14 protein-coding genes and 1 other annotated feature are annotated in these 11,173 nt (G+C 42.0%); of the genes, 11 read left to right on the forward strand and 3 right to left on the reverse strand.

Annotated elements, in window-relative coordinates; all coding sequences use genetic code 11:
* Positions 1–219: 219 nt before the first annotated feature.
* Genes ylqF through C1G57_RS09010 form a run of 3 tightly spaced genes read left to right on the forward strand, consistent with a single transcriptional unit; the run spans position 220 to position 2,844 of the window.
* Entirely contained in the window at positions 220–1,071 is an 852-nt protein-coding gene (gene ylqF, locus C1G57_RS09000; RefSeq protein WP_105114612.1) for a ribosome biogenesis GTPase YlqF, read from the forward strand.
* Positions 1,058–1,831 (forward strand): ribonuclease HII, encoded by a 774-nt coding sequence (locus tag C1G57_RS09005; RefSeq protein ID WP_105114613.1) that lies wholly within the window; start codon positions 1,058–1,060, stop codon positions 1,829–1,831. Before ylqF ends, C1G57_RS09005 begins: the two co-directional genes overlap by 14 nt.
* A 2-nt stretch (positions 1,832–1,833) precedes the next feature.
* Positions 1,834–2,844 (forward strand): YdcF family protein, encoded by a 1,011-nt coding sequence (locus C1G57_RS09010; protein ID WP_105114614.1) that lies wholly within the window; start codon positions 1,834–1,836, stop codon positions 2,842–2,844.
* 34 nt (positions 2,845–2,878) lie between these two features.
* Here the strand turns inward: C1G57_RS09010 and trhA are convergent, their stop codons facing one another.
* From trhA to C1G57_RS09025, 3 genes are all read right to left on the reverse strand, one after another.
* Positions 2,879–3,529 carry a PAQR family membrane homeostasis protein TrhA gene (gene trhA / locus C1G57_RS09015; protein WP_105114615.1) on the reverse strand — a complete coding sequence of 217 codons (651 nt, stop codon included), beginning with the start codon at positions 3,527–3,529 and terminating at the stop codon, positions 2,879–2,881.
* Positions 3,519–3,965, reverse strand: coding sequence for a DUF1836 domain-containing protein (locus tag C1G57_RS09020; RefSeq protein WP_105114616.1), 447 nt, complete (start codon positions 3,963–3,965; stop codon positions 3,519–3,521). The genes trhA and C1G57_RS09020 overlap by 11 nt, the downstream gene beginning before the upstream one ends.
* A 349-nt stretch (positions 3,966–4,314) precedes the next feature.
* Positions 4,315–4,626 (reverse strand): rhodanese-like domain-containing protein, encoded by a 312-nt coding sequence (locus C1G57_RS09025; protein ID WP_105114617.1) that lies wholly within the window; start codon positions 4,624–4,626, stop codon positions 4,315–4,317.
* Positions 4,627–4,749: 123 nt separating this feature from the next.
* Here C1G57_RS09025 and C1G57_RS09030 point away from each other — a divergent pair, with 123 nt between their 5' ends.
* The 8 genes from C1G57_RS09030 to C1G57_RS09070 all read left to right on the forward strand — a co-directional run.
* Positions 4,750–5,307: a sugar O-acetyltransferase gene (locus C1G57_RS09030; protein ID WP_105114618.1), complete on the forward strand. Its 558-nt coding sequence runs from the start codon at positions 4,750–4,752 to the stop codon at positions 5,305–5,307.
* Between the two features lie 60 nt (positions 5,308–5,367).
* Positions 5,368–6,210, forward strand: coding sequence for a DNA-processing protein DprA (dprA, locus tag C1G57_RS09035; RefSeq protein ID WP_105114619.1), 843 nt, complete (start codon positions 5,368–5,370; stop codon positions 6,208–6,210).
* 92 nt (positions 6,211–6,302) lie between these two features.
* A complete protein-coding gene (gene topA / locus C1G57_RS09040; protein WP_105114620.1) occupies positions 6,303–8,396 on the forward strand; it encodes a type I DNA topoisomerase in 2,094 nt (697 codons plus the stop codon).
* A gap of 112 nt (positions 8,397–8,508) precedes the next feature.
* Positions 8,509–8,643: a sequence feature (ribosomal protein L10 leader region), on the forward strand.
* 26 nt (positions 8,644–8,669) lie between these two features.
* Positions 8,670–9,164: a 50S ribosomal protein L10 gene (gene rplJ / locus C1G57_RS09045; RefSeq protein ID WP_024532817.1), complete on the forward strand. Its 495-nt coding sequence runs from the start codon at positions 8,670–8,672 to the stop codon at positions 9,162–9,164.
* A gap of 67 nt (positions 9,165–9,231) precedes the next feature.
* The gene (gene rplL, locus C1G57_RS09050) at positions 9,232–9,597 is read left to right on the forward strand and encodes a 50S ribosomal protein L7/L12 (protein WP_105114621.1); all 366 of its coding nucleotides are present in this window, start codon (positions 9,232–9,234) and stop codon (positions 9,595–9,597) included.
* 198 nt (positions 9,598–9,795) lie between these two features.
* Positions 9,796–9,963, forward strand: coding sequence for a hypothetical protein (locus tag C1G57_RS11280; RefSeq protein ID WP_105114622.1), 168 nt, complete (start codon positions 9,796–9,798; stop codon positions 9,961–9,963).
* 2 nt (positions 9,964–9,965) lie between these two features.
* Positions 9,966–10,784 (forward strand): replication initiator protein A, encoded by an 819-nt coding sequence (locus C1G57_RS09060; protein WP_105114623.1) that lies wholly within the window; start codon positions 9,966–9,968, stop codon positions 10,782–10,784.
* 148 nt (positions 10,785–10,932) lie between these two features.
* Positions 10,933–11,173: DNA cytosine methyltransferase (locus C1G57_RS09070; protein ID WP_161941143.1), on the forward strand; the 241-nt coding region annotated here is incomplete at its 3' end.

Below are 11,173 nucleotides of genomic sequence, written 5' to 3' on the forward strand. Positions count from 1 at the left end.
ACTGTTTAAATTTTGCTATAATGGAAACAAACCAAGCCGTTTTTACGGCTTTTTTCAATGAAGTAAGATGAAGGAGTATCCTATGGCAATAATCCAATGATAAAGTGTTGGCTTATGAAATGTCATGGTAATCGAAATTTTGGTGCCTATTTGGTGCCTAGATGAAAAATAAAGACAGCAAGTACCTCAAACCCTTGCTAGGAAAGGAATTATACACTCATGGCAACAATTCAATGGTATCCGGGCCATATGTCCAAGGCTCGCAGGCAGGTGCAGGAGAATATCAAGCACGTTGATTTCGTGACCATTTTAGTCGATGCCCGCCTACCCCTATCCAGCCAAAACCCCATGCTGACCAAGATTGTTGGTGACAAGCCCAAGCTCATGATTCTCAACAAGGTCGATTTGGCTGACCCTGTTCGGACCAAAGAATGGCAGAGCTACTTTGAAGGTCAAGGCATCCGTACCCTTGCCATCAACTCAAAAGAGCAAGCGACGGTGAAAAAGGTGACAGACGCAGCCAAGAGTCTGATGAAAGACAAGATTGAACGCCTCCGCGAAAGAGGAATTCAAAAAGAAACCCTGCGGACCATGATTATCGGTATTCCAAACGCTGGAAAGTCCACCCTTATGAACCGTCTGGCTGGAAAGAAAATCGCCGTTGTTGGCAACAAACCAGGTGTGACCAAGGGGCAACAATGGCTCAAGTCCAATAAAGACCTCGAAATCCTTGATACACCAGGTATTCTCTGGCCTAAGTTTGAGGACCAAGAAGTTGGACTGAAGTTAGCTCTGACTGGAGCTATCAAGGACCAGCTCTTGCCAATGGATGAAGTGACTATTTTTGGTTTGGACTATTTCAAGGCCAACTATCCAGATCGTCTACAAGAGCGGTTCAAGGGCATGGATTTGGAGCAGGAAACGCCTGAACTCATCATGGATTGGACCAAGAAATTGGGCTTCCGTGATGATTATGACCGTTTTTACAATCTCTTTGTCAAGGACGTTCGGGACGGTCGTTTCGGCACCTATACATTAGACAGGGTGAGTGACTTAGATGGCAACGATTAAGGAAGTGACTGCTCTGCTGGCTCAGGTGGACAGTCTTGACAGTCCTGTCTGGTCGGAATTATCTCAGGATGAGCGAGCAGGGGTCCAGTCTGCTATCAAGAAACGCCGTAAGGAGCTGGAAAAAGAAGCAGCAGAAGACGCTCGCTTAGAAGCTATGCTATCTTACGAAAAAGCACTTTATGAAAATGGGGTGGAGTTAATCGCTGGCATCGACGAAGTCGGCCGGGGGCCTCTAGCAGGTCCTGTGGTGGCAGCAGCGGTTATCTTGCCCAAAGGGTGCAAAATCCGCTACCTCAACGACTCCAAGAAAATCCCTAAGTCCAAACATGAAGCCATCTACCAAGAAGTCATGGAGAGAGCAGTGGCAGTCGGCGTAGGCGTCAAAGATGCAGCTGTCATCGACCAGGTCAACATCTACGAGGCGACCAAGTTAGCTATGTTGGAAGCTTTGGGCAAACTGAGCCAAGAGCCTGAACACCTTTTGATAGATGCTATGAAGTTGGATACTGAAATACCGCAAACCTCTATCATCAAGGGAGATGCCAATAGCCTGTCTATCGCAGCGGCCTCTATCGTTGCCAAGGTGACGCGGGACAAGATGATGGCGGATTATGACAAGGAGTTCTCAGGCTACGGCTTTGCCAAGAATGCAGGCTATGGAACGGCAGAGCATTTGGAAGGCTTGAGCAAGCTAGGCATCACGCCCATTCACCGAAAGACCTTTGAGCCCATTAAGTCTATGCTAACAGGAGGAAACTAGTCTTGACATTCTTTTTCTGGTTATTTTTAGCGGCTATCGGTCTGTTTGCTCTTGTCTATTTCTGGGAGCGGCGGTCGATTTTTATCTCACTGTTTGCTTTGAACATCCTCGTCTGGGCCTTGGCATGGATTATCTCAACAGGCATTCTCGAAAACAATGAAATCTTACGTTTGCTGGCTATAAACATGGCTATGGTGCTCTTTTTAGCCTTGTTAAGTGGTCCATTTGTCTTGCTTTTCACACTTTATCTGAATGGCTTTCAGATTTTGAAGAGAGAAGGGGTTCGCTTCCATAATTTCCTATCCATGGGACTGGCGGTTGCCCTGACTTACTATCTCTTCATCGCTCCCTTTGTGGTTCAATCCCTTTCAGGCATCAGCTTTTTCATCATGCTGTTCCTCTACGTTAGTTTTTTGGTGTCATATGCTATTATCATCAGCATGCTCTATACCACGTCTAGCTTTGTCAATTTGGTCAATCTCTTTCCAGGCAAGCTTGATTATGTGGTGGTCTTAGGTGCTGGCTTGATTGGTGACAAGGTAACGCCACTTTTGGCTTCGCGGATTGAAAAAGGCATAGCGATCTACAAGAAACATCCTGGCAGCAAGCTCATCATGTCAGGCGGACAGGGTCCTGATGAACTCCTGGCAGAAGGTCAGGCTATGGCTAATTATGCCTTGGAACAGGGGATTCCTGTGGAAGATATTGTGATAGAAAACCAATCAACCAATACCGAGGAAAACTTGAAATTTTCCTATGCCCTGATGAAACCTGGCAGTCGATTTGCCCTTGTCACCAATTACTATCACGTTTTCAGAGCTCTGCTATTGGCACGAAAACTGAAAATCAAGTGTATCGGCTACGGAGCAAAGACAAAATTTTACTTTAGCCTAAATGCCTTTATTCGGGAATTTGTTGGCTATGTGGTCATGAGTCGAAAGACGCATTTGGTATTTTTGAGCATCGTGTCAATCCTTTATCTGATTGGAATGATTATCAGTTTAATGCTATAAGAAAACAGCCTCTAGGTTCCTAGAAGCTGTTTTCTTATAACATAAAGTAGACAATGGCGATATATTGCAGTGCTGAAGCCAGTAGGATAAAGAGATGCCAAATCATATGGAAATAGGGCTTTTTCTTGGCGTAGAAGAGGGCGCCAATGGTGTAAGATAAACCACCAGCCAGCATCAAAATTCCGAAAACAAGTCCAGTCTTTTGAAGAATAGCTGGCAGAATAAAGACAACAAGCCAGCCCATAAAGAGATAGAGGAAAAGGCTAAATTTTTCATTGATTTTTTTGGCGAAAATTTTGTAGAGAATGCCGAAAATAGTCAATCCCCATTGCAAGCCAACAATTAGATACCCCAACCAACCACCGACCAAGGATAGGGCAACAGGTGTGTAGCTTCCAGCGATAGCAATGTAAATCATGCTATGGTCGATAATCCTTAGGATGTATTTGTGGGTAGAAGCATAGGGCATGGAGTGGTAGATGGAAGAGGACAAGAACATAAGGAAAAGGCTGATGACAAAGATAGTCATGCCGACCACAGCGGTCAGGTTATAATCTTGAAAGGAATGGATTGCAGTAATGGGGAGTAAGACCAACATAAGCAGGGCTCCGACTGCATGGGTGACACTGTTAGCAACTTCTTCACCAAAGGAAAGTTGTAGGCTTAATTTCAAACTAGAATTCATGGTGACTCCTTTCTAACTCCATGGTGAGTAGGCGGGTTTTATAATAAAGTTTGACGGACTGACAAGCAAATCGGATAATATCAGGTGTTTTTTCGTTCTCTTTATCCCTCATACAATCTACAAAATGATTGTATAGGCTTTCTGAATTGCTCGACTGGAGAAGAAGATGTAGGGTTTGACTGATTTCCTGAATGGAAAAAACATTTTTTAGGATAGTCAAGGCAATCAGGCGGGCCACTTGCTGCTTCTGATATTTTTTCTTTATTGGTTTTTCAAGCTGTTTGTGTTTGACATAGTTATTGATCATGGCAGCAGTCAAACTTTTTTGTTCCAATAGCTCTGATGAATTGGTCGTCTGATTAACATAAAGCAGAACTTGGTCCAAATACAAATCTAAGTCAGGTAATTCATGCCAGTAGGGGAGAGTTTGTTTCACGATTATCCACCTCTTTTTATCTAGTATTGATAACTAGATTATATAATTTCTAAAAAATAAAGTAAAGAAAAAGGGCTGGGCAGAAGTCCAGCCTCGATTCTCAGAGTTCGTGTCAACATCTCAGCGCAGTGGTTGATTGGCAGCTTTGTTCGTGTCTCACACTCTAAATCTGACCTTTACTATTGTTGCGAACAGAGTTCGCCTTATTTCCAACCTCCAAAGGTTCCCCGAACCTTTGGAGCTGTGCGGAGGTGGGAGTAAAATAGTCCAGTGGACTATTTTAGCCCGAACCTACTGTTTGGAAGTGAGGGGAACTCTTTTTAGACTGGTCGAGTTCTGTCCCACTCCCTTATTTTACGATTGGTCCTCTCCAAGCATCCATGCCACCTGCAATATCATTTGCTTTATATCCCTTAGATGACAGGATTTCTCTGGCCTGCTTGCTGCGTTTTCCGCTCTTACAGATCAGGAGATAGTGTTGGTCGACTGGTCCCTCAAATGTGTCAATCTTATCCATAGGACAATTAATAGCACCATCTATATGGCCAGATGCAAATTCTTCTGGGTCACGAACATCTAGTAATTGAACACTTTCAGTTTGCAATAAGTCAAGCAATTCTGCAGCAGACAAGGTTCGTGTTTGTTCTTGATTTTCTAACATAATTCCCTCTTTTCTTGAATGTAAAAGAACAATATCAAATCTTGACTGGATTTGTCAAGAAGGATTGACTTTTAGATTAATAAAACCTAAGATATGTATTAAGAAGAAAAAAGGAGCAGATGTATGCTGACAGAAAAAGAAAAGATGGTTGCTGGGCAATTATATATAGCTGCCGATCCAGAACTTAGACAAATGAGAACGATAGCTCGCCAAAATATGCGGGACTTCAATAATGAATTAGATGGTTCTATGCGTTCTCAAATCGTGAAAAACTGGTTTGGAGCTACAGGTGAGCGCATTTACATGGAACCTAATTTCTATTGTGATTACGGAAGCAACATTCATGTCGGAGAGGATTTCTATGCTAATTTCAACTGTACTATGCTTGATGTCTGTCCGATACGAATCGGGAAAAATGCTATGCTCGGTCCCAATGTGCAACTGCTAACACCCTTACATCCCTTGGACCCTGAAGAACGCAATTCTGGTTTGGAATATGGGGCTCCTATTACAATTGGTGATAATTTCTGGGCTGGTGGTGGTGTGACAATTTTACCAGGCGTGACCTTGGGCAACAATGTCGTTGTAGGTGCAGGTAGCGTTGTTACTAAATCTTTTGGCGATAATGTCGTTTTAGCGGGTAATCCTGCGCGTGTCATCAAAGAAATACCTCAAAAATAATTCTTCCATTTGGAAGAGTTTTTTCTTTCCCTTGCGAATAATAATAGTGAGGTGAAGAAAATGAATAATTTTGAATTGTTTAAATGGAAAAAAGCAGGCTTGACCAATCTCAATATCAATAAGGTTTTAACCTACCAAGAAACATTTGGTAAAAAGCTATCCTTACGCAATATCGCTGTGGTATCTGAATGCAAAAATCCCATTCTCTTTATGGAGAATTATAAGAATTTGGATGTCAAAGCCTGTCGAGAGGAATTTAACAAGTATCCTTCCTTTTCAATTTTAGATGACATCTATCCTTTGGCGCTCAAGCAGATTTACAATCCACCTGTACTTTTGTTTTATCAAGGGGATTTAGAATTGCTAGAAAAATCAAAGCTGGCAGTTGTTGGTACACGAAATGCCAGTAAAAACGGTGTTCAGTCAGTTCAGAAGATTATCAAGGAATTGAGTAATCGCTTTGTCATTGTCAGTGGTTTGGCAAGAGGAATTGATACTGCAGCCCACATTGCCAGCCTAAAAAATGGTGGACAGACCATCGCCGTTATCGGAACAGGTTTGGACAAGGTCTATCCTAAAGAAAACAAGGATTTGCAGACCTATATTGGCAAACACCATCTGGTACTGACAGAGTATGAACCGGGTGCCCAGCCACTCAAATACCATTTCCCAGAGCGGAATCGCATTATCGCTGGTTTGGTAGAGGGCTTGGTGGTTTGTGAGGCTAAAATGCGGTCTGGCAGCTTGATTACCTGCGAACGTGCCTTGGAAGAAGGGAGAGAAGTCTATGCTATTCCAGGTTCCATTATGGACGGAAAATCAGATGGTTGTCATCATCTAATTCAAGAGGGGGCAAAGTGCATTACATCGGGCTTGGACATCATTTCTGACTATCAATTTTAAAATCAGTTTTCCTATAGGAAAATAAAAATCTTGACACTGACTGAAAAATAGTATATTCTTTGTGAGGTTAAACATACTTGTAAGGAAATAGAATGGCTACAAAAACAGTTAGTAAGAAAAAAACAACAAGCAAGAAAAATCTTGTCATTGTGGAGTCGCCTGCTAAGGCAAAAACAATAGAAAAATATCTTGGTAAAAATTATAAGGTTGTTGCCTCAGTTGGTCACATTCGTGATTTGAAGAAATCTAGTATGTCTATTGACTTTGATAACAACTATGCGCCAGAATACATCAACATCCGTGGAAAAGGACCGCTCATCAATTCCTTGAAGAAAGAGGCAAAGAATGCCAAACAAGTCTTTCTGGCGAGTGACCCGGACCGTGAAGGAGAAGCAATTTCTTGGCATTTGGCTCATATTTTGGGACTGGATGAAAATGACAAAAACCGTGTTGTTTTCAACGAAATCACCAAAGATGCTGTAAAAAATGCCTTTAAGGAACCACGTGCTATCAATCATGATTTGGTTGATGCCCAACAAGCGCGTCGTGTCTTGGACCGTATTGTAGGGTATTCCATCTCACCAATTCTCTGGAAGAAAGTCAAAAAGGGCTTGTCAGCAGGACGTGTGCAATCCGTTGCCCTCAAGTTGATTATTGACCGTGAAAATGAAATCAATCATTTCAAACCAGAAGAATACTGGACAATCGATGCGACTTTCAAAAAAGGAAGCAAGAAATTCCAAGCTAGTTTCTATGGGCTAGACGGTAAAAAAGTCAAGGTTGAAAACAATGAGCAAGTCAAGGAGATTTTGGCACGTCTAAACGGAGATGATTTCTTGGTAGAACAGGTTGAGCGGAAGGAACGGAAGCGTAATGCACCACTTCCATATACAACCTCGACCATGCAGATGGATGCGGCCAATAAAATCAACTTCCGTACCCGTAAAACCATGATGGTTGCCCAACAGCTCTATGAAGGAGTTAGTCTTGGAACAGGCGGTACTCAAGGTTTGATTACCTATATGCGTACAGATTCAACCCGTATTAGCCCTGTTGCACAGGCTCAGGCAGCAGAATTTATCACGGAGCGTTTTGGCGAAACCTATTCAAAACATGGTAGCAAGGTCAAGAATGCGACAGGAGCCCAGGATGCCCATGAGGCCATTCGTCCGTCAAATGTTCACTTGACACCAGAGTCCATTGCCAAGTATTTGGATAAGGACCAACTTCGTCTCTATACCTTGATTTGGAATCGTTTTGTAGCTAGTCAGATGACTGCGGCAATCTTTGATACCATGAGTGTCCGCCTAGGTCAGAATGGGGTGATTTTCGCAGCCAATGGTAGCCAAGTCAAGTTTGATGGTTATATGGCGGTTTACAACGACTCTGATAAGAATAAGATGTTGCCAGATATGGAGCAAGGGGACACCGTTATCCGTAGTTCAACCAATCCTGAACAACATTTCACGCAACCACCGGCTCGTTATTCGGAAGCAACCTTGATTAAGACCTTGGAAGAGAATGGTGTCGGTCGTCCGTCAACCTATGCACCAACCATTGAAACCATTCAAAAACGGTACTATGTTAAGCTTGCTGCTAAGCGATTTGAACCGACAGAATTGGGCGAGATTGTCAACAAACTGATTGTCGAATTCTTCCCAGACATCGTCAACGTCACCTTTACGGCTGAAATGGAGCAGAAGTTGGATGACGTTGAGGTTGGTAAAGAGCAGTGGCAAAAAGTCATTGACGGTTTCTATCAGCCATTCAAGGTGGAATTATCTAAGGCTGAAGACCAGATGGAGAAAATCCAAATCAAGGATGAGCCAGCTGGTTTTGATTGTGATGTCTGCGGACATGAAATGGTCATTAAACTAGGTCGTTTTGGAAAATTCTACGCATGTAGCAATTTCCCAGATTGCCGCAATACCAAGCAAATCACAAAGGAAATTGGTGTGACTTGTCCGGTTTGCCAAAAAGGTCAGGTCATTGAACGCAAGAGCAAACGCAATCGTCTATTCTATGGTTGTGATCGTTATCCAGAGTGTGAATTTACTTCATGGGATAAGCCAGTCGGTCGTACCTGTCCAAAATGTGACCATTATCTAGTTGAGAAAAAAGTTCGTGGTGGTGGGAAACAAGTTGTCTGCCCAAATGGCGACTACGAAGAAGACAAGATTAAATAAGATTAAACTGCTATTCTCAAGGGAATGGCAGTTATTTTTCATCTTGAGAAAAAAATTTTAAAAAAATAAGAGAAAAGTCTTGCATTCTAAAAAATACTGTGTTATGATAATTGAGGTTTGAAAAAACTGACCTAAGACAGTAGGGGAGCTGGACTCATAAACATCCTACCGAGGCACAAAACGATTATTGAGATAAACGTATTTGTACTTTCGTGTCTAGGTTTAGGTGCGATTTTTTTGTGCCTAGCCCAAAATAAAAACGGAGGTAAAAAAATGAGTGAAGCTATTATCGCTAAAAAAGCGGAATTAGTAAATGCCGTTGCTGAGCAAATGAAAGCTGCAACATCTATCGTTGTAGTAGACGCTCGTGGTTTGACAGTAGAACAAGATACAGTTCTTCGTCGTAACTTGCGTGGTGCAGAAGTTGAGTACAAAGTTATCAAAAACTCAATCTTGCGTCGTGCTGCTGAGCAAGCTGGTCTTGAAGGTCTTACAGAATTGTTTGTAGGTCCATCTGCAGTTGCATTCTCAAACGATGCAGTTGCTCCAGCTAAAACAATTTACGATTTCGCGAAAACTGCTGATGCTCTTGAAATCAAAGGTGGAGCTGTAGAAGGTAAAGTTTCTTCTAAAGAAGAAATCGAGGCACTTGCTACATTGCCAAACCGCGAAGGCATGCTTTCTATGTTGCTTTCTGTACTTCAAGCGCCAGTTCGCAACGTTGCATACGCTGTCAAAGCTGTTGCAGAAAAAGAAGACGCTGCTTAATGCGTCAGAGCGTAGCTGCTTAGTGCTACAAACTATTTAAAAAAACCTAAATTGGAGGAAAATCACAATGGCATTGAACATTGAAAACATTATTGCTGAAATTAAAGAAGCTACTATCCTTGAGCTTAACGACCTTGTAAAAGCTATCGAAGAAGAATTTGGTGTAACTGCGGCTGCTCCTGTAGCTGTTGCTGCAGCTGGTGCTGCTGCTGAAGAAGCTAAAGATTCATTCGACGTAGAATTGACATCTGCTGGCGACAAAAAAGTTGGCGTTATCAAAGTTGTTCGCGAAATCACTGGTCTTGGTCTTAAAGAAGCTAAAGAACTTGTTGACGGCGCACCAGCTATGGTTAAAGAAGGCGTTGCAACTGCAGAAGCTGAAGAAATCAAAGCTAAACTTGAAGAAGCTGGAGCTTCAGTTACTCTTAAATAAGAGTCACATCATAATTAGATTGCGGAATCCCTATTTACCAGTCTTTGAGAGCGATAAGCGATTGATAGAAACTGATAAATTGATTTGGTTTCCTGCCAAAAATCCTGCCAAAATTTCTTTGGCAGGATTTTTGTTTTAATAAATTATCGGGGGTAGACATTAAATTGTCTACCCCTTTTTTGCGTTTTGGAGGTAATTATGCAAAAGAAGGAACAATCATCACGTCAAATGGTGATGTGTCATCTCGTGACTATCTTGGGAGTTGATATTGAGAAAGCAATTCAGCTAATTGATGAAATGGAACAAGTAGGTTTAATCCGATTTGATGAATTCGGAAATGTTGGACTTTTAGTCTTGGAGGGATAATCATGAAACGTATTACCGCTAATCAATATCAGACATCAGAGCGTTATTATAAACTCCCAAAAGTCTTGTTTGAGAGTGAACGTTATAAGGATATGAAGCTGGAAGTTAAGGTAGCCTACGCGGTTTTAAAAGATAGGTTGGAGCTGTCTTTGAGTAAGGGCTGGATTGATGAGGATGGAGCAATTTACTTGATTTATTCCAATTCAAATCTGATGGCACTTTTAGGCTGTTCAAAGTCAAAACTACTCTCTATCAAGAAAACCTTACGCGAATATGGCTTAATCGATGAAGTCCAACAGTCCTCTAGTGAAAGAGGTCGAATGGCAAATAAAATTTACTTGGGGGAATTAGAACATATGCCTACCCCAGTCTTACATACAGACGGGGCTAGTGTTAAAAAAACACTAGGGGGGGCTCAAAGAAAGACGGGGCCGGTCTTAAATTCAGCCCCTAGTGAGACTGAAGGAAGTGAAACTGAATATAGTGAAACTGAAGGGAGTGATTTCCTTATTGAGGACGAGGAGGAGAGGCAGCTAGTAGATGAGAAACAAGAAGAGAACTTCACTTCAAAAGTCGATGACGTGACCAAGTACGATCGAGACTATATTTGGGGTTTGGTTCATGACCAGTTAAGACAGACGGGTCTATCTCAGTCAGCTAGTGACTATGCCATGATTTATTTTAGTGACCGTTATCAGTATGCTTTGGAACATATGCGATTTGCTCGGTCAGCGGAAGTAATAGCTGAATACGTATTTAATGGTGTGCTGTCAGAGTGGACCAAGCAACTGAGACGACAAGAAGTAAAGGGAGGTGAATAAGGTGATTTGGTGGATACTAGGTGGAATCTATCTGATTTCTATCGTCATTTTGATTGTTGAAATCATCCGTGCACCAGAAATGGATGATCATATATAAGCAAGAGTTTTACAAGTGTAAGGCTCTTTTTTAGTTGGAAAGAGAGGAAAAATGAAATTTTTAGATTTATCTGCTGAGATAGGCGGTTTTAGGCTAGGGATGGAATCACAGGGTCATAAATGCCTGGGCTTTTGTGAAATTGATAAATTCGCTAGAACATCTTATAAAGCTATGTTTATCACAGAAGGGGAAATAGAATACCATGACATTAAAGAGGTCACAGACCATGACTTTAGACAATTTAGAGGGCAAGTGGACATCATCTGCGGGGGATTTCCTTGCCAAGCATTTT

Source organism: Streptococcus suis, from assembly GCF_002960425.1.
Lineage (GTDB): Bacteria > Bacillota > Bacilli > Lactobacillales > Streptococcaceae > Streptococcus > Streptococcus suis_S.

What these genes read in the sequence shown, in the direction of transcription:
- rplJ (WP_024532817.1), top strand. Translation starts at nt 8,670, where the DNA reads ATGAGTGAAGCTATTATCGCTAAAAAAGCGGAATTAGTAAATGCCGTT.
- C1G57_RS09025 (WP_105114617.1), bottom strand. Translation starts at nt 4,626, where the DNA reads ATGTTAGAAAATCAAGAACAAACACGAACCTTGTCTGCTGCAGAATTG.
- rplL (WP_105114621.1), top strand. Translation starts at nt 9,232, where the DNA reads ATGGCATTGAACATTGAAAACATTATTGCTGAAATTAAAGAAGCTACT.
- C1G57_RS09005 (WP_105114613.1), top strand. Translation starts at nt 1,058, where the DNA reads ATGGCAACGATTAAGGAAGTGACTGCTCTGCTGGCTCAGGTGGACAGT.
- C1G57_RS09030 (WP_105114618.1), top strand. Translation starts at nt 4,750, where the DNA reads ATGCTGACAGAAAAAGAAAAGATGGTTGCTGGGCAATTATATATAGCT.
- C1G57_RS09060 (WP_105114623.1), top strand. Translation starts at nt 9,966, where the DNA reads ATGAAACGTATTACCGCTAATCAATATCAGACATCAGAGCGTTATTAT.
- trhA (WP_105114615.1), bottom strand. Translation starts at nt 3,529, where the DNA reads ATGAATTCTAGTTTGAAATTAAGCCTACAACTTTCCTTTGGTGAAGAA.
- topA (WP_105114620.1), top strand. Translation starts at nt 6,303, where the DNA reads ATGGCTACAAAAACAGTTAGTAAGAAAAAAACAACAAGCAAGAAAAAT.
- dprA (WP_105114619.1), top strand. Translation starts at nt 5,368, where the DNA reads ATGAATAATTTTGAATTGTTTAAATGGAAAAAAGCAGGCTTGACCAAT.
- ylqF (WP_105114612.1), top strand. Translation starts at nt 220, where the DNA reads ATGGCAACAATTCAATGGTATCCGGGCCATATGTCCAAGGCTCGCAGG.
- C1G57_RS11280 (WP_105114622.1), top strand. Translation starts at nt 9,796, where the DNA reads ATGCAAAAGAAGGAACAATCATCACGTCAAATGGTGATGTGTCATCTC.